The following is an 18,369-nucleotide window of genomic DNA, read 5'->3' as shown; positions in this document are numbered from 1 at the left end:
CCGGACTGAGTCGGAGTTGCAGAACCCCCTATCGATCGCCGACGGCTTCAGAATCTTTCGACTTCTCAGACTCTTGAGAATCTGGGGAATCTTTCGACGCCTCAGACTCTTCAGAGGCTTTCGTATCCGAGGCGTCTCCATCCTGGGCGTTTCGATCGACCTTTTGCAACCAAAACTGACGATAGCGTAATTCCAATTCGTTCCCGCTGCGGCGAAACAGCTTCGCCTGGTTGAACACAAACGCTTGAAACAATCGGTAAAAGGCCAAACTGACGATGGCCACGATCAACCCCGTCGCCGTACTGATGAGAGATTCGCCGATTCCCAGCGTGACCCCGCTGGTGGCGGTGGTTCCCAAATCGCTGATGCTGAGCGATCCCAAAGACTCGATCAATCCCAACACCGTCCCCAACAACCCCAACAGCGGCGCGATGGCGATGACCCCTTCGAGGATTTTATCCCCCCGCCGCATATTGGCCAGTTCCTCGTCAGCAGCGGATTCCAACGCCAGTTTAAAAAGTTCCGGGTCGGCCTCGTGCAGCTTCAACGGGGCGTATAAAAACCGTCCGATGGGGCGATTGCGGGCTTGACGGGCGATTTCTTCCGCGAGTCCCCAATCCCGTTTGGCGCGGTCTAACACGCGATCGACCAACTCCCGTTCCTTCCGTAAAACGCGACTCCAAAACCACAATCGCTCCACCACCGTCGCGACAGAGAGAACGGACAGAACCAGCAGCGGAATCATCGCAACTCCGCCTTTGTCGAACAGTTCTACAATATTCACCCGCTATACTTTCCTCCGAATCGATCGACAAACCGGATCTCGCAGCGCGATCGGGCTTGTTCCACGCCGTCACTGCTGTATTGCTTGAGATTGTACCGAATCTCGAAGCCGACATTCTCAAAGCCGACATTCTCAAAGCCGACATTTCGTACCCTTGTCGCTTACGATCGAGAAAGGTCGATCGCCAGGTGTCGGTACGACCGTCAACCGTAAGGAGCAGGAGATGTTTGGGGCGAAGTTGAGCCAACCCTTTTGGGAAAAGTTGCTCGAGTGGCGCGGCGTAGCTGTCGGCGGCTTGGGCGTTGGGGCGATCGTTTTAGGGTTGCGGGCGCTGGGTTGGTTGCAACCCCTCGAATGGGGCGCTTACGATAAAATGTTCCTCTTGCGTCCTCCAGAACCTCCCGACGATCGCATCACCATCGTGGGACTGAAGGAAGCAGACATCGAAGCCTTGGGTTCTCCCATCTCCGATGAAGACCTCGCCACCCTCATCGAAACCCTCTCTGAATTCGAACCCAGAGCGATCGGTCTCGACTTTTATCGCAACGTTCCCGTCGAACCCGGTTACGATCGCCTCGTGGAAATCTTCGAGTCCACCCCCAACCTCTTCGGAATCGAAAAAAAAGTCGCCGACGATCGCGGCCAAGCCATCGGTCCGCCCCCAGTTCTGGCTGAAAACAACCGCGTAGCCGTCAACGACGTAACCCTTGACGCCGACGGCAACTTACGGCGCGGTTTGCTCTTCCTCACCGACGAAAACGGCGTCAATCACTCGAGTTTGGGACTCGTCCTCGCCTGGTTGTACCTCGAAGCCGAACCCAACTTCGACCCCGCCGCCCAAACCCACCCGGAATACTTGCAATTGGGTCCGGCAGTTTTCGTTCCCTTTGAAGCCAACGATGGCGGCTACGTGCGGGCCGACGCAGGAGGTTATCAAATTCTCTTGAATTTTCGCGGACCTTCAGGAAGTTTCGCCACCGTCTCCGTCTCCGACGTTCTCGAAGGCAACGCAGACGGCGACCTGTTCCGCGATCGCGTCGTCCTCATCGGCCCCCTCGCCCCGAGTCTCAACGACTTTTTCTATACCCCCTACAGTCACAGTCTCTTTCCCGATTTCTTCACCTCCCCGGACGAAACGGCCGGCGTGGAAGTACAAGCCCACTTAACCAGTCAAATTCTCAGTTCCGCCCTCGACGGCCGCCCCCTCATTCGCGTCTGGCCCGAACCTCTCGAGACGCTGTGGATTCTCGCCTGGTCTCTGTGGGGGGGCGTGGTGGTTTGGACGCTGCGCCAACAGCGTTGGATGGTCTTTGCCCTCATGGGTTCGGGTCTCCTGTTGGGGGGCATCGCTTACGGGGCGTTTCTGCTGGGGTGGTGGATTCCCATCGCGCCGCCGCTGTTGGGCATTGTAGGATCGTCGGTGGCCTTGACCAGTTATATCGCCCATCTCGAACGCCAAGACCGACAGTTGATGATGCACTTGTTCGGTCGTCACGTCACTTCCACCGTCGCCGAGGAAATTTGGCGACAGCGCCATCAAATCCTACAGGAAGGGCGCTTGGTGGGACAAAAAGCCACGGCCACGGTACTGTTTACGGATATTAAAAATTTCAGTACCTTAGCTGAGGAAATCGACGCCGAACCCTTGATGCGATGGCTCAACGAGTACATGGAAGGTATGGCAGAAGTGGTTCTCGAACACCACGGCGCGATCGATAAGTTTATCGGCGATTCGGTGATGGCGGTGTTTGGGGTTCCCCTACTGCGGGAGTCGGAAGCCGAAATCGCCGCCGACGCGGTGGCGGCGGTGCGTTGCGCAGTGCGGATGGGGCAGAAGTTGCGGGAACTCAACCAACGCTGGAAACGCAGCGGACAACCGATTATTTCCATGCGCGTCGGTATCGCCACCGGGCCGCTGGTGGTGGGGAGTTTGGGCAGTTCCCAACGGGAGGATTATACGATTATCGGCGATAGCGTCAACGTGGCCGCCCGGTTAGAAAGTTTCGATAAGGAACTCGACGGGGGGATCTGTCGCATCCTCATCGGTGAATCTACTTATCGCTACGTCCAAGGACAGTTTTCGATTCAACTCCTCGGCAGCGCCTTGCTTAAAGGGCGACAGAAACCCGTCAAAATTTATCAAGTGATGTGGGAAGCATCCAACCCACCCCAGACTCACCCCCTCAAACAAATTCCGTAAAATTTCGGATAGCGATGGAAAAATAGCGTATGTTAGGCTGGGGCAAAACCCTTACATTAACCATTAAACAAATATCTCGGTGCATCTTATCGCATTGATTCGGTTTTTGGGTTAACCTTGGCGCCCTTTCCTAACCTTTGTTCGCGAAAGCGCTCTTTGCGATTTCCTCGTTGGAGCAAAAAAAACGATGTTACATCTCGGTAAAGTTTTGACCGTGGCCACAGGTACGGCGGCGTTGACGCTGACACAGGCGTTTGCCGTGACGACGCCTGCGATCGATTCCCTGTTGTCCTCGGAGTCGCTGCGGGTCTTGGCAACGGCACAAGCCTCGCCGATTACCTACGTTCCCCCCAACCGCGGCCAGCCCCGTCAAACGCAAGGTACGGGATCTCGTGGCTGCGAAGATACGGCGGAGTCGATCGATCTCTCGTTACTCGCCCCGAGTAACCATACGGGATTGACGGTTTCAGCCCGTCCTACCTTCTATTGGCATTTGGAAAATGCCGTGTCCGTTCCCGTCGAGTTTACCCTCGTCGAAGACGACAACCCCGATCCCGTTTATGTCAAACGTTTCGAGAACAGCCCGGCCGGTGTGACGGGGGTTTCGTTACCCGAAGGTCGCGAACTCGAGGAAGGGAAAACCTACCGCTGGACGGTATCGGTGGTGTGTAATCCCCAACGGCGATCGAGCGATGTCTTCGCGCAAAGCTGGATCGAACGGGTCTCCCCTTCGGCTGCGTTGAACGCCAGTCTCGCCGCCGCCACGACCGAACAAGAAACCGCTCAAGCCTACGCACAAGCGGGGATTTGGTACGATGCCCTGTCGGTGTTAAACAGCGACGACGCTCGTTTGGAAGTGGTGCGATCGGAACGGTTAGCCGCTGCCAACAGCCCGGAATAAGCGGCTCGGCGAATCTAACTTAAATAACCCAGAATTTTTCAAGCCAATCTAACTCAACTCATCTAACCCAGGCAAGTTCGTAGATTTCCTCGCCAGACCCTCTGTATCGGGGGCTGGCAGCTCGATCCCCGGCATCTCCAAGATGCCGGGGATCTGTCAATTGGGAATTCTCTTCGTGGGAGTCTCAAGGATGAATGTCGAGGTTGAGAACGTAACGCCCCAATTGCAGTTTTCCCGTCCAGAGTTCGTATTCTAGGCGCAGATGTTCCGGAAGCGGATACCCCGACAGTTCCAAATGACGAGTGTAATTTCGCAGTCGCATTTGACCGGGAGACTCGACGCCCTCACCGCGCAACCAATACCGACTGATACCGTACATTCCCCGTTCCCAAAGATGGCGATAGCTTAAATTTCCCTGTCCTTGCATCGTTGCGATGGCGCGAGAGGGGGAAATTTCAAACCACAGCAACCGCGACGATGCCGCGTCCGATGCGGCGGGACGGTCTTCTGTGTCGGGTTCCCAGCCGAGAACCGCCGGTTCGTTGAGAAGTAGATGAAACCGTTGTCGATCTTTTTGATATAACGTCGCCGTGGTTTCAACAACCGACCACACGGGTAAATCGGTCGAAATCAGCGACAGACACGCAGGCTTGCGGTGGGTCAGCATACGGGGTAAAGGTGTAGAAGCGGACGCAAACAGTCGATCGAGGGCAATCTCAAGGGTGTAAAATCGGTTCCACTTGAATGCTTGTGAAGTGGAATCTATGTCTTCCCCCATCGTAACAGTCGAAATCGATCGCGATCGTCAAGATTTGGTTATCAAACCGCCGCCGTCTGGTGTCGGACTCCACGGAAAACTCCGCGTTCCTGGGGATAAGTCGATTTCTCACCGCGCCTTGATGCTGGGGGCGATCGCCGAAGGAGAAACGCAAATTCGCGGTTTACTTCTCGGGGACGATCCCCGCAGTACCGCCGACTGTTTTCGGGCGATGGGGGCGCAAATTTCTGACCTCAACCAAGACATCGTTTTAGTGCGGGGATTGGGAATTGGAAACCTACAGGAACCCGCCGATATTTTGAACGCCGGAAACTCGGGGACGACGCTGCGGTTAATGTTGGGATTGTTAGCCTCTCAACCGGGTCGTTTTTTTGCAGTGACGGGGGATAAATCCCTGCGATCGCGCCCCATGTCTCGCGTCGTCACGCCTTTGGAAAAAATGGGGGCGACAATTTGGGGACGAGACGGCGGAAAACTGGCACCTTTGGCGGTGAACGGACGCCAACTCAACCCCTGTCACTATCATTCTCCCGTCGCCTCAGCCCAGGTGAAATCCTGCGTGTTGCTGGCGGGGTTGAGTGTGGAAGGACAAACCACGGTCACGGAACCCGCCTTGTCCCGCGACCACAGCGAACGGATGTTACGGGCTTTTGGGGCAGATATCGCCGTGGATGCGGACAGCCACAGCGTCACGGTGACGGGGCCGGCGAAATTGACGGGTCAAACGGTGGTGGTTCCGGGGGATATCAGTTCGGCGGCGTTTTGGATTGTGGCGGCGGCCATCGTTCCGGGGTCGGAGTTGGTGGTGGAAAACGTTGGCGTCAATCCCACGAGAACGGGGGTTTTGGAAATTCTCGATCGCATGGAAGCTGACATTACTTTGGAAAACCAACGGGAAATCGCCGGGGAACCCGTGGCGGACTTGCGGGTGAAATCGAGTCGTCTGAAAGGCTGCGAGATTTCCGGCGACGTGATTCCCCGACTCATCGACGAAATCCCCATCTTGGCGGTGGCGGCGACGGTAGCCCAGGGAACGACGGTGATTCGCGATGCGGCGGAATTGCGGGTGAAAGAGAGCGATCGCTTGGCGGCGATGGCGGCGGAACTGACGAAAATGGGCGCTAATGTCAGCGAACGTCCCGACGGCTTGGAAATCGTCGGCGGAACGGGGTTGACTGGGGCGGAAGTGGATAGTTATGACGACCACCGCGTGGCGATGAGTTTGGCGGTGGCGGCTTTGCTGGCGAAAACCTCCACCACGATTTATCGGGCGGAATCGGCCTCGATTTCTTATCCCAATTTTATCGACACGCTGCGACAGGTTATCGGAGACGAGGTTTAAGTTCATTCCGTTACCACAGGCTCGAAGCCTGTAACCGTCCTATCTGTACGCACGATCGCCCCGGCGGGGAACCTTCGATGGGGTTCCCCGTTTTTGCGTGCAGTTTTCGCGAAGCTGTTGAATTTCATTCTCAAAAAAAGACGGGCTTCGATCGAGGCGATCGCCCCCGCGATCGCACAGAACTCGCCGCCACCACTGCGTTCGAGCCAACTCAAACCTCTTTCAAATAGGAATTTCAGCCTTTTAGAAAATCTTAAATTTTCATAAAACTTGCAACGGTGTAGCAGCCGTTTTGAAAATTCTCCCCTATAATTGCATATAATTGTCAGTAAACCCTGTCACGGAAAACAGCATGGGTCGTTCCAAAACCAAAACCGGCTTTCGTCTCGAAGGACAGTTTCTCGGCGTCAAACGCAGCGACAAGGGGAAACCCAAGCAAATTCAACTGACGACTCCCGAGGGAACGGAAAGCATCAAACTGAGTAAATCCCTCCGTCGCGAGTTTCCCGTTCTCAAAGTCGGGGATTCGATCGCGATCGTCGGCCGCGAACGACACAACCGTAAAACCGGAAAAACCCAACGCAAAGCCAAGCAAATCCTAACGGTTTCAACTCCCGTCACCCTGACATCAGTTTCGCCGTCCGTCGCCTCAACTCCCGAAACCGCGAAACCCAAACCCGAGAAACCCAAAGGAAAAATCCTCGTCTGTCAAAAATCCAAATGTCGCAAACGGGGCGGAAAAGACGTTTATCACACCTTAGAACGCACCTTAGAAGAACACGGATTAGGCGAATCCGTGAAAGTTTGCGCCACCGGCTGCTTAAAACGCTGTAAAGCTGCCCCGAACGCCGTCGTGCTTCCCGATAAAGCCCGTTACGGCAAATTAAGTCCCGAAGACGTTCCGGCTTGCGTGCGCAAACACTTTGCGATCGCCTCTTGAGAAGGCGATTCTCAAGAGGAACGAAAAATTGCGATGGAACGCCCTTCACAGACAGGGGATTTCCATTGAATCTCTGACGGCGTTCGAGCCACTTTTAAACACCCCTTAAATTCGCTTAAAACCGGGTTTCTTGAAGCAACCCGGTTTTTTAACCGGTTTTTTAAAAATTGGGAGTCAGAAACCCCAAAATCACACCGCCAAAAACTTCTGAATTACGTCTCGACTCAACTCGCTAGTATCTCCCGAGGCGACGATTCCCCCTTTCTGCATGGCATAATAGCGATCGGCTTGGCGCACGAAATGCAAATGTTGTTCCACTAACAACACCGAAATTCCGGTTTCTTCAATAATACGACGCACCGCCGCTTCAATCTCCAAAATAATCGAGGGTTGAATTCCCTCCGTCGGTTCGTCTAACACCAGAAGTTTCGGTTCTCCCACCAACGCGCGGGCGATCGCTAACTGCTGTTGCTGTCCGCCACTCAAATCGCCTCCCATACGCCCCAACATGGTTTTCAGAACCGGGAACAACTCGAAAATCGACTCGGGAATCGTGGCGTTGCGTCGTTTCCCGGGACGGGCTTCTAATCCCAGTAACAGATTTTCTTTCACCGTCACGCGAGGAATAATTTCTCGTCCTTGAGGAACGTAGCCAATTCCCAATCTCGCCCGTTTGTCCGGGGAAAGATCGTTAATAGGAGAGTCCATCAATGCGATCGCGCCCGTTCTCGGTTTCAACAACCCGACAATGGTCTTCAACAGGGTGGTTTTTCCCACACCATTTCGACCGATGAGACAAACCATTTGTCCGCAAGGAACGCTCAAATCGACATTTCGCAAAATATGACTTTCGCCGTAGTAAACATTCAATCCCGACACCCGCAACATTAAATCGGACGCCGTAACGGGGGGCTTCAGAGTTGCGTTCGTCATGCAGCTTCTTCCTCTTGTTGTCCCAAATACACTTCAATCACGCGAGGATCTTGTTGAACCTCGTCCATACTCCCTTCGCACAGCAGCGATCCTTGGTGTAAAACACTAACCGTTCGGGCGATTTGTCGGACGAATTCCATATCGTGTTCGATGACGACAATGGAATGACTTTCCGCCAACGCCAACAGAAGATTTCCCACGTTTTCCGTTTCTTCGTCCGTCAAACCCGCCACCGGTTCGTCCACCAACAGCAAATCCGGCGATTGCGCCACCAACATCCCGATTTCCAACCGTTGTTTTTCCCCGTGAGACAGCAACGCCGCCTGTAACTCTGCTTTCGGCGTCAAACCGATAGTTTCGAGAAGTCCGTTGACGGTACGGCGATCGATTTTCGATGCTTTTCCAAATAAAGTGTGAAACACCCCTTTTTGGCGGTTACAGGCCAGGTCGAGATTTTCTCGAACCGTCAAGTTCAGATAAACGCGGGGAGTTTGAAATTTGCGTCCGATTCCCATGCGGGCGATTTGGTGTTCGTTATAGGGACGCAAGTTTTGTCCTTTGAAATAAACTTGTCCTTCGGTGGGTTTGACTTTTCCTGTAATCACGTCTAGAAACGTGGTTTTTCCCGCCCCGTTAGGACCGATAACGACCCGCAACTCGCCGACCTTCATACTAAACGTGAGGTTGTTGAGGGCTTTAAAGCCGTCGAAACTGACGGTGAGATTGTTGATTTCTAGAATTTTGGCGGCGGTTTGTTCTGACATAGCTCGTTTCGAGGAATTTTAACGCTCGAAGTTAACGCTCGATTTCTTCCCGTTCCTGTTGAATTTCTGGGTCTTTTTCAAGAGCCGGATAGGTAATGAGTTGTTCCTGTAATCCTAGGAGCGATCGCACCTTGGGAATTACCCAATCTCGCGCCCAGCCGAAGAGTCCGTTAGGAAGAACGGTAACGACTAATAGGAATAACGCCCCTTGGAAAAACAACCACACTTCCGGAAACTGTTCGCTGAGAAAAGTTTGTCCCAACCGCACTAACAGGGTGCCAATAATCGCACCAATGAGGGTCGATCGACCGCCTACAGCGACCCAAATCACCATTTCGATCGAAAACGCCACTTCCATCACACTGGGGGTAATAATGCCCGTTTGCACGGTGTATAACGCCCCGGAAATTCCCGCGATCGCCCCCGAAATACCAAAGACCAACACCTTATATCCCGTGGGGTCGTATCCCGTAAATCTCACCCGAGTTTCGTCGTCGCGAATCGCAACGAGCAACCGTCCGAACCGCCCCGTCGTCAACCATCGACAGAGGAAATAGACCAATACCAACCCCAACACAGATAGTTCGTAAAACGCCAATTGTGCGCCCTCTGACCCGGCTAAAACGCCAAAAAGGGTTTCCGTGTCGGTTTTGAGTCCGTTCGTGCCGTTAATGAGCTTTTGCTGCCCGTTAAAAAAGTTAAAAAAGACCAGCAATGCCGCTTGCGTCAAAATAGAGAAATAGACCCCTTTAATGCGGTTGCGAAAGACCAAATAGCCCAACAATCCCGCGACGATTGCAGGAATCGTAAAAATAGCCAAAACGGTAAACGGAAAAGAATAAAACGGTTGCCAAAACCACGGTAATTCCGTCACGCCGTAGAGGGTGAAAAATTCTGGAATTTGTCCCTCGGGCAGTTGCAGTTTCAAGTGCATGGCTAAAGCGTAGCCGCCCAGGGCGAAGAAGATACCATGTCCCAAACTCAGGAGTCCGGTATATCCCCAAATTAAATCGATGCCCAAGGCGACGATGGATAAAGCAACAAACCGCCCTAAAAGTTTCAATCGAAATGCTGGAAGTAAGGCGGGCATAACGAGGGCAAAGACTAACGCCAAACCGAGGGCGATCGCCAATTCGATAATTTGTCGTTTTTTCTGTTGTTGTCGCTTGGCAAAATTGCCGACTTCCGCGTTCATTGTGAATACCTAGACAGCCTGGGTTTTTTTCGGTTCAGAGATTGCTGGATAGTCCGCTCGAAAGTCAACTCAAGAAAACGAGAGACTTTCGAGTTTCATCAAAGCTCTGCGGTGCGTCCTTTTTGTGGAAATATCCCCGAAGGTTTGACCTGTAAAAAGGCAATAATCAACGCAAACACCATCACTTTCGCCATACTGGTGTTAGCAAAAAACGTAAAGAAATCCGTCAACATTTGCAGTGAATCGCTGTTGGCAAACAACAGCGCCAAGGTTCCCGAACCAATTAAATAGGTGACGATTCCGATGGCTAACGCGGCGATAACAGTTCCCAACAAGTTACCGACGCCGCCGACAACCACCACCATAAACACATCGACAATGTAATTTTGCCCCGTATTCGGACCGACCGAACCGAGTAAAGTAATGGCACATCCGGCGATTCCCGCTAACCCGGAACCAATCGCAAACGTCAGAGCGTCTACAGTATCAGTTGGAATTCCCAAACAGGCGCTCATCTGCCGATTTTGCGTCACCGCACGAATGCGCAAACCCCAAATCGATCGATTCAAAAACCAGTAAATCCCCAGCAAACACAGCACCGTTAAAACGATGATAAAAATCCGCGAATAGGGAAGTTGGTAAATCCCCACGGACAACCCACCTCGCAACCAAGCCGGAGGCGTAACATCGACGTTGCGGGCGCTAAACCAGGGCTGGGTCAGGAATTCTACACCAGTGTTCGACACCAACACCCCCACCGCCGCAGAAATAGCTAACGAAAGTGGAAGCAAAGCAGAAATAGTGGCGGTACGAATGCGCTCCCAATCAGTACGTTTGCGAAGGAACCAAAGTCCGCCAAAAAACAACAGACAAAATAAAACAATTCCCAGGACTAAGACCCAATTCACGCTGCGGACGAACTGACGCAAAATCAGACTGATTCCCCAGGTGGCCAGTAGCGTTTCGAGAGGGCGTCCGTAAAGGAAGCGAATGACACCCCGTTCGAGGATTAATCCGGCGATGGCGGAGACGATAAACGCCACGGGAAGCGCCACGAAAATATAAACACTAAACGCACCTTCGCCGAAGCCTTGAAAAATATTTTGAACCACAAAAGTGGCGTAAGCCCCAAGCATCATTAATTCGCCGTGGGCGAGGTTTATCACCCCCATCAAACCGAAGACGATGGCGAGTCCCAAGGCGGCGAGTAACAATACGGAACCGATGCTGAAACCGTTAAATATACCAACTGCAAGTTCTAGCATTTTTGAGAAACTAGATTTAATTTAGATTAAGGCTTGTTTCTCCTTACATGAGGATTTAAAAAGGAGAAATAAGACCCAGCAACAAGAAAATCCTTAATGCGACCAACGTCTAAATACCGGGTGTTTTTTGAAGACTTGGAAAATCAACATCTCTCCAGATCCCTGGCATCTCCAAGATGCCGGGGATCTCACCGATGCCGAGGATCTCATAGGATCTCAAACGCTATTTTCAAGACCTTGAGAATCCGAAAGCTGAAGGATTCAAGATACCCGATTTCCCAAACGGTCCATTTAGACCACTTGGAGATTCAGCCGACAGACCAAGACGGTTAGACCTCTTCCGCTTTGAATTTCTCCCCTTTGCTGGGGTCAGACCAATCGCAGGCGTACCCCTTAGTCGCCGGGACGTACTGGTTCCAGGCTTGCGGGGCGACGGGTTGGTCGGTAGACCAGACGATATCGAACAAGCCGTCATCGCGAACTTGACCGATGCGAACCGTCTTCGAGAGGTGGTGGTTGGGGTTGACCGTCACCAGTCCTTCAGGGGCTTGGAACGCTTGACCGATGGCGGCTTGACGTACCGCTTCCAGGTCGGTGGTTCCCGCTTGTTCGACGGCTTGTTTCCACAGGTAGACCATGATATAAGCCGCTTCCATGGGGTCGTTGGTCACGCGGTCTTCGCCGTATTCGGCTTTGAAGGCTTTCACCCATTCCTCGTTTTCGGGGGTCTCGACGGTTTGGAAATAGTTCCAAGCGGCGTAATGACCGATGAGGAAATCTTTCCCGATTTGTCGCACTTCTTCTTCGGCGATACTGACGGACATCACGGGATATTTGTCCGGCGTCAGACCCGCCCCTTGCATTTGTTTGAAGAAAGCAACGTTACTGTCACCGTTGAGGGTGTTGAAAATTACGCCGCCGTCGGGAAGAGCTTGTTGAATTTTGGTGATAATCGGGGTAACTTCCGTACTGCCTAACGGAAGGTAGTCTTCTCCGACGGTGTTTCCGCCTTCAGCTTTCAGTTGTTCTTTAATGACGGTGTTGGCGGTGCGGGGGAAAACGTAGTCCGACCCGATGAGGAAGAAGTCCGTTCCTTTATTTTCGAGGAGCCACGTTACCGCCGGTTCGATTTGTTGGTTAGGTGCGGCTCCCGTGTAGAAAATGTTTTTCGAGCATTCTTGTCCTTCGTATTGAACGGGATACCACAGCATATGGTCTTTCGACTCGAAAACGTCTTTGACCGCTTTACGACTGGCAGAAGTCCAACATCCGAAAACTACCGCCACTTGGTCTTGGTCGATCAGTTTTTCCGCTTTTTCGGCAAATGTCGGCCAGTCGGAAGCACCGTCTTCGACAACTGCTTCGATTTGTTTGCCGAGAACGCCCCCGGCTTCGTTAATTTCTTTAATGGCGAGTTTTTCAGCTTCGACGACGGTGGTTTCGCTGATGGCCATCGTGCCGCTGAGGGAGTGGAGAATGCCGACTTTAATGGTGTCGCCATTTTCGCCCCCTGCTGCGCCACCGTTGCCGGCCTCCGTTCCGGTTTCCGGAGAGGTGCTACAGGCTTTTAACAGCAAGCTCGTTCCGAACGCAGCAGAGCCGTAGAGGAGAAATTTACGCCGACCTAACCCATTGCTCATAGTTAATTCTGTGAAAAAAGTTAAATTCGTTAAGCAGGGCAAACGCTCGAAACGAGAGACTTTTCTAGAAAAAATATAGAGACGAGAAAAGACCCTCGGAACGCTCCAAGATTTGGCAGCGTTCGCGAGGTGCGATGTGGCATCATCTCAGATCGAGCGCAGTAGGAAATTATTGAAAAAAACCGTAACAAGAACGCCCTTTCGCTGATGTATCCTAGAGGAATTTAAAGGTAGTAATTGTAACGAGGACTACAAAAAACGTTTTGTCCGGTGGGGATTGCGGGAAAGGTACGATCGCCCTTGCGATCCCTGCGATCGCTGGCTGAAAAGTCTTCTGACGGCGATCGCTCGATTTATCTCGATCGATAGAGTCGTGGACGGGATGGAGTTGAGTAGGTTAGCAATAGGCTGCCCGATCCCAACGCGATCGCCATTGTTGCCAATTCTTGTAACGATCGCTGAAGGAGAACGCGCCGCGATCGCCCGACAAGACTCCCGAAACCGATTATTATGAGTTCGACGACCTCTCCCCAACCCGAACACCGTCTCGCCCTGTCTCAAACCGTCCGCGACAAAGCCAAAACCTTACGAATTACAGGATGGATTAGTTTTTGGCTGCAACTGTTCGCCACCTTCGCCATCGTGTTATCTCTGATTTTCGCCGTCACCGGCCGCGGGGTGGCTGACGAGTCGAACCCCGGTATCGGAATGGGGATGTTTCTGGCGACCCTTGGCGGGGTCGGGGCTGCGTTTTGCGTCGTCTTATCCTTTCGCTTCGCCCGCGTCGGAAAACGACTTCTCGATCCCCGCGTCGATCGCAACCCCAAAAAATCGAATACTGTAAGATGGTTGAAAATCGGGGCAATTGTCGGCGTCGTCGGTGCGATCGTCACCCTTCTCGGGGCTGGAATCACCGCCAGCGTTCTCGTGGCCAAAACCATTTCTCAACCCCCCGGCACCACCTTAACCCAAGCCAGCCACGCCGTCCGCGCCCTAGACGCCCTGGTGATGGTGGCCAACCTCAACGGAATCGCCGCCCACTTCATCGGCACCCTAGAAGCCATCTGGCTCTTCTACCGCATCGGCAACCCCGACGACCTCGGCCTCACTTAATTTTTGCCCAAACAAACAAGCGAGCAGTAAGTCTTACTGCTCGCTGTAAAATACCCCCAGGGGAATTCGAATCCCCGTCGCCTCCGTGAAAGGGAGGTGTCCTAGGCCTCTAGACGATGGGGGCAGGTATTTTGGTAGCTGCTCGAGCTGTCTTGCCTCGCGGCTTGATTGCTCAAGCGTTTACCAATATAGCTGTGATTTCTCGGGCTGTCAACCCCCTCTCCCCAATTTTTTTGAGGGCAGCGGCAAAGCACCTCATACTCCATTCTTGGCCGAGAAGCGGAGTTTAAAGAAGTCTTCAACACAGGGGTACATCCCCCTTAGCCCCTCTTGGAAAGGGGGGTTGAGGAGTGTCAGGTTTGGCCAAACGGCTGTTTGAGAAAAGGATGGAATATGGAAGAGCCGATCTCGCATTGGCTAAATTCCCGTCACGAGGATGAGGGAACAGGTCAGAACGGTGAAGAGAGTCCATGCGGTGCGCCGGGAGAAATTTCAGGAACGACAAACATCAAATAGAAGAATCGCTGCGTTATCGCAATCTAATCTCTCGGATTTTATTGGGCGTTCGCTCGAACTTTCCAGAGGTTCAGAGACTCCGGCTTGACGCGATCGAGCTGATAGCTTTTTTTGAGATTTTCAAGAAAATAATCTGAGGGATTGAAGACAAGAATATTTTTAAAATTGTCTGGTATTTGATAATGTGAACTGTTTTTTTTGGAAAACAGCAAAAGTTTTTCTTGAGGTTTTAAGTAATAACTTATAGCTATTAATTTGCCTCGATTGTTGTTATCTATTCTAGAGACGAGTAACGAATTATTTTGTTGATTAATATACTGAGCAGCTTGCCAATGGTGATAAGCATTTCCTTTATTCCACCAGGAAGCCGCTTGACTGTACTTCAGACAGGATGCAAACCCAGAAATTAGGATAAAGCTCAAAACAAGCTTCCAAATCGTGGGATTTTTAGGAAAAGCATAAGCGAAAGCATAAGCGAGTACTAAATTAATAGAAATCAAAAACGGAATTTGATAGCGAATAATTCCTGAGAGAGCGTATCCAGCACTGAGAAAGGGTAGAATATTCAGTGCCATAAAAACGATAGTAATCGCGCCAATCAGTTTTCGAGAAGATTGAGGACTCTTTTTCCAGAACACCCAAAAAGACCACAGGATTATAATAACAAAAATACGACTGTTAACATTCAAGAGGCTTCCCGTCTGTCCGACGTAAGAACCATTATCAAAAACAACCGTCAAAACACTTCCCAGCCAAGTTTGTATTTGCTGGATAATCCCTAGAGGCTGTTTCATCCAGTTCGTCGCACTTTGAACCGTTGTTATTTTGAGGATAATTATTAAAATCCAGGGAGAAAATAACAGGAGAGAAATTCCCGAAGCGATCGCAAACTTTTTAACAGTGTCTAAGGGTTTCCAGCCTTTGTACCAACCGACATAAATTCCGTGAGCGGCGAACAGAAGAACAGAGAAAAGATGAGCGTAAAGCGACGCCGCCATTGCGAGAGCGTAAAAACACCAATTTTTCCAATTCGCATGCTTTATCGCTCTCAATAACAGAACACTCGATAGCAGAATGGTCAGCGTCCAAAGGCTGTAGTTTCGCGCTTCTTGGGCGTAAATGACATGAAACGGAGAGACGGCCATCAACGCCACGGCAAGACTGGCACTGGTAGAAGAAGCAAACAGTTCCATGGCCAACCAATACAGCGCAGGCAAACACAACAGACTTAAAAAGGCGGAAAAACTGCGAAGGCTTGCGATCGCATCGCCGAAAAGTTGCGCCCAAAACCTCACCAAAACATAGTAAAGCGGCGTAACGTGGGGGTCGAAAGCAGAAGATTTTAAGGTGTCGATAACCGTTGTTTCAGATCGATTTCCCACGTACTTCTGTATGTCGGCGGCCGAAACCACCTGACCGTTAAACACATTGTCGTTCAGTTCGGCAGAAGAGGTTCCGGAAATGCGTAACGACGTATAAGCTTCGTCGTGCCAGTACACCTTACGATCGAGATGTAAGAAGCGAAAGCCCATCCCCAAAACCAGGAGTAACACCAACCACACACGCAACCACTTCGGAGGCAAACAGGTTTTGGGAATCATCGCTTATTTACCCTATTGGGATACTGAATTTTTAACGCAAGCGTTCGATGGGTTCGTGTTTGGGATCGAGAATTTTTTGTCCGCCTTTGGCAAATTTTACCGCCATAGCAATTTTCGGGGCTTTGCCAAAAACCATCGTCACTTCACCCGTCCCAAAATGAGCGTGAACGACGCGATCGCCCACTTTCCAATCCTTCGTCAACAGGGCGGTATTTCCGGAAGATTTTACCACTTTTCCTCGACGCTTGGCGTTAACAGTATTTCCCACCAAAAACTCCGGCGGTAACTCGTCCAAAAACTGCGAGGGTAACGCCGTTTGATACGACCCCCACAAACTGCGATTCAAGGCATGAGTAATAAACAGTTGTTCTTGCGCCCGCGTAATGCCAACGTAACAGAGTCGCCGCTCTTCTTCCAACGCCCGAGGGTCGTTTTTGCTGCGGAAGTTGGGAAACAATCCTTCTTCCATCCCCACCACAAACACCACCGGAAACTCTAATCCTTTCGCTGAATGCAACGTCATTAACGACACCGCCGAATCCCCCTCCTTGAGATTGTCTAAATCCGAGGCGAGGGAAGCCGTCCCTAAAAAGCCTTCTAACGAGGGATCTTCGTTGTCGTCGGCGTATTGCGCCATTGCATTGTACAGCTCTTCGACGTTTTGTCGGCGGTTTTCGGCTTCGTCGGTACCTTCTTCTCTTAAGGCGTCGATATAACCCGAAGCGTTGGTGATGTTTTTAAACAGATCTGTCGCGTCGAGTTTTTCCACCTGTTCTTGGTGGGTTTTAATCATCTCGACAAATTTTAAAATGGCTTTCGATCGATTCCCGGCGATGGTTTTGGCTGAGGTTTCGTCGCTGATGATATCCCACAACGGCACTCCTAACTGTTGCGCCATGTTGTCGAATTTCTCCAGGGTGGTTTTCCCAATTCCCCGCTTGGGCGTGTTGATAATTCGTTTGAGACTGACGGTATCGGAAGGGTTGACAAGTAGCCTCAAATATGCTAATACATCCTTAATTTCTTTGCGATCGTAAAAGCGCAAGCCGCCGATGACTTTATAGGGAATATTCGCCCCCATCAACGCCGCTTCAAAGTTGCGAGATTGGGCGTTAGTCCGGTAGAGAATGGCAAATTTTCCCCAGTCTAATTCTGGGTTTTCTTGGTTGAGATTGCGAATTTGTCCAACTACAAAGTCAGCCTCTTCTCGGTCGTCATCAGCGCGATAAATATAAATCGGTTCCCCTTGTCCTCGTGTGGGGCGCAAAATTTTATCGATGCGTTCGGTGTTGCGTTCGATGAGGGTGTTGGCGACTTCTAAAATGGTTTCAGTCGATCGATAGTTTTCCTCGAGTTTCACCATCGTCTGGGTGCGATCGTCCGCTAAACCGTCGCCGAAATCCTCTTGGAACTCCAATAAAATGGTGAAATCCGCCATGCGGAAACTGTAAATAGACTGATCCACGTCGCCGACGACGAACACCGATCGATTCTCCCAATTCTCCAACGATCGCGGTTCTTCCCCGTTGGCCACCAACAGCCGAATCAAATCATACTGGGTGCGGTTCGTATCCTGATACTCGTCCACGAGGATATGTTGAAACTTCGAGTGCCAATATCCCAAAACCGACTCGTTTTGGCGGAACAACTCCACTGGAACGCGAATGAGATCGTCGAAATCCAGGGCGTTGTTTTCGGCGAGTTTGTCTTGATACACCCGGTAGACTTCGGCGATGGTGCGACCCCGATAGTTCGGTTCGTTGCGTTCTAAATCCGAGGGCGTCCAGCCTCGGTTTTTGGCGTTGCTAATGGCGTAGCGAACGGTTTTTGGCTTGAATTTCTTATCGTCGAGGTTCAGTTGCTTGGTGACGATTTCTTTCACCAGGGATTGTACGTCGGACTCGTCGAAAATGGAAAAGTTGCGCGTCCATTGACGGCCGTTTTCGTCTTGGTATTTGTTAATGTCGAAGCGCAGAATTTTCGCGCACAAACTGTGAAACGTGCCAATCCATAAATGTTTGATGTAGGTGCGCCAAACCTGCGATCGAATCCGGGTTTGTTCGTCCGGGGGCAAGACCTCTAAGGCTTGACCGTGCCGTTCGACGGCCATCGTCTGAGCGAAGAGGGTTTCGATCCGTTCTTTCATTTCCCGCGCCGCTTTGTTGGTAAAGGTGACGGCGAGGATGTTGTCCGGGGAGACTCGATGTTTGAGAATTAAGTTGGCAACGCGATAGGTCAACGCACGGGTTTTTCCCGAACCTGCCCCCGCGACGACGAGAAGCGGACCGCAAAAGTGTTCGACAGCAGTACGTTGAGAGGGGTTGAGTTGACGGATAAAATCGGCAGTTGCCATTCGTTTCGGACTCGGATAAAGACAATTGGCGCGATCGCCTTTTC

General features: G+C 51.7%; 15 protein-coding genes and 1 tRNA gene. 5 read left to right on the top strand and 11 right to left on the bottom strand.

The features are described 5' to 3' along the window. Positions 1–28: 28 nt before the first annotated feature. Positions 29–784 (bottom strand): MotA/TolQ/ExbB proton channel family protein, encoded by a 756-nt coding sequence (locus ACP5D4_RS04370; protein WP_428010405.1) that lies wholly within the window; start codon positions 782–784, stop codon positions 29–31. Between the two features lie 154 nt (positions 785–938). Between ACP5D4_RS04370 and ACP5D4_RS04365 the strand changes: the two genes are divergently transcribed. Together ACP5D4_RS04365 and ACP5D4_RS04360 are read left to right on the top strand one after the other, a co-directional pair. Continuing rightward, complete coding sequence (locus ACP5D4_RS04365) at positions 939–2,984, top strand: CHASE2 domain-containing protein (RefSeq protein ID WP_428010404.1); 2,046 nt, start codon at positions 939–941, stop codon at positions 2,982–2,984. A gap of 187 nt (positions 2,985–3,171) precedes the next feature. After that, positions 3,172–3,885: a DUF928 domain-containing protein gene (locus ACP5D4_RS04360; RefSeq protein ID WP_428010403.1), complete on the top strand. Its 714-nt coding sequence runs from the start codon at positions 3,172–3,174 to the stop codon at positions 3,883–3,885. Between the two features lie 184 nt (positions 3,886–4,069). On the opposite strand, the gene ACP5D4_RS04355 is transcribed toward ACP5D4_RS04360, so the two are convergent. After that, positions 4,070–4,552, bottom strand: a complete 483-nt coding sequence (locus ACP5D4_RS04355) for a hypothetical protein (protein ID WP_428010427.1) — start codon at positions 4,550–4,552, stop codon at positions 4,070–4,072. A gap of 97 nt (positions 4,553–4,649) precedes the next feature. Between ACP5D4_RS04355 and aroA the strand changes: the two genes are divergently transcribed. Beyond that, positions 4,650–6,005, top strand: a complete 1,356-nt coding sequence (gene aroA / locus ACP5D4_RS04350; protein ID WP_428010402.1) for a 3-phosphoshikimate 1-carboxyvinyltransferase — start codon at positions 4,650–4,652, stop codon at positions 6,003–6,005. 2 nt (positions 6,006–6,007) lie between these two features. Here aroA and ACP5D4_RS04345 read toward each other — a convergent pair whose 3' ends face one another. Then, positions 6,008–6,220 carry a hypothetical protein gene (locus ACP5D4_RS04345; protein WP_428010401.1) on the bottom strand — a complete coding sequence of 71 codons (213 nt, stop codon included), beginning with the start codon at positions 6,218–6,220 and terminating at the stop codon, positions 6,008–6,010. A 137-nt stretch (positions 6,221–6,357) separates the two neighbouring features. On the opposite strand from ACP5D4_RS04345, the gene ACP5D4_RS04340 reads away from it, so the two are divergent. Further along, complete coding sequence (locus ACP5D4_RS04340) at positions 6,358–6,945, top strand: (2Fe-2S) ferredoxin domain-containing protein (protein WP_428010400.1); 588 nt, start codon at positions 6,358–6,360, stop codon at positions 6,943–6,945. A 189-nt stretch (positions 6,946–7,134) separates the two neighbouring features. Here ACP5D4_RS04340 and urtE read toward each other — a convergent pair whose 3' ends face one another. From urtE to urtA, 5 genes are all read right to left on the bottom strand, one after another. Next, positions 7,135–7,833, bottom strand: coding sequence for an urea ABC transporter ATP-binding subunit UrtE (gene urtE, locus ACP5D4_RS04335; protein ID WP_428010426.1), 699 nt, complete (start codon positions 7,831–7,833; stop codon positions 7,135–7,137). Between the two features lie 41 nt (positions 7,834–7,874). Next, positions 7,875–8,642 carry an urea ABC transporter ATP-binding protein UrtD gene (gene urtD / locus ACP5D4_RS04330; RefSeq protein ID WP_428010399.1) on the bottom strand — a complete coding sequence of 256 codons (768 nt, stop codon included), beginning with the start codon at positions 8,640–8,642 and terminating at the stop codon, positions 7,875–7,877. Positions 8,643–8,673: 31 nt separating this feature from the next. Further along, positions 8,674–9,837 (bottom strand): urea ABC transporter permease subunit UrtC, encoded by a 1,164-nt coding sequence (gene urtC / locus ACP5D4_RS04325; protein WP_428010398.1) that lies wholly within the window; start codon positions 9,835–9,837, stop codon positions 8,674–8,676. Positions 9,838–9,935: 98 nt separating this feature from the next. After that, entirely contained in the window at positions 9,936–11,102 is a 1,167-nt protein-coding gene (urtB, locus tag ACP5D4_RS04320; protein ID WP_428010397.1) for an urea ABC transporter permease subunit UrtB, read from the bottom strand. A gap of 329 nt (positions 11,103–11,431) precedes the next feature. After that, positions 11,432–12,742, bottom strand: a complete 1,311-nt coding sequence (urtA, locus tag ACP5D4_RS04315) for an urea ABC transporter substrate-binding protein (RefSeq protein ID WP_428010396.1) — start codon at positions 12,740–12,742, stop codon at positions 11,432–11,434. A 510-nt stretch (positions 12,743–13,252) separates the two neighbouring features. On the opposite strand from urtA, the gene ACP5D4_RS04310 reads away from it, so the two are divergent. Next, on the top strand, positions 13,253–13,855 hold the full coding sequence (locus tag ACP5D4_RS04310) for a DUF3611 family protein (protein ID WP_428010395.1): 603 nt from the start codon (positions 13,253–13,255) through the stop codon (positions 13,853–13,855). A 51-nt stretch (positions 13,856–13,906) separates the two neighbouring features. Here the strand turns inward: ACP5D4_RS04310 and ACP5D4_RS04305 are convergent. The 3 genes from ACP5D4_RS04305 to pcrA form a co-directional block, all read right to left on the bottom strand. Then, positions 13,907–13,979 (bottom strand) — tRNA-Glu (locus ACP5D4_RS04305). Between the two features lie 430 nt (positions 13,980–14,409). Next, positions 14,410–15,798: a glycosyltransferase family 39 protein gene (locus tag ACP5D4_RS04300; protein ID WP_428010394.1), complete on the bottom strand. Its 1,389-nt coding sequence runs from the start codon at positions 15,796–15,798 to the stop codon at positions 14,410–14,412. Positions 15,799–16,003: 205 nt separating this feature from the next. Further along, positions 16,004–18,325, bottom strand: coding sequence for a DNA helicase PcrA (gene pcrA / locus ACP5D4_RS04295; protein WP_428010393.1), 2,322 nt, complete (start codon positions 18,323–18,325; stop codon positions 16,004–16,006). Between the last annotated feature and the right edge of the window lie 44 nt (positions 18,326–18,369).

The sequence above is a fragment of the Baaleninema sp. genome (genome assembly GCF_049974805.1).
Classification (GTDB): domain Bacteria; phylum Cyanobacteriota; class Cyanobacteriia; order Cyanobacteriales; family Geitlerinemataceae; genus Baaleninema.
The sequence above is the reverse complement of the archived record's forward strand: the minus strand, read 5'-3'. Positions and strand labels throughout refer to the sequence as shown.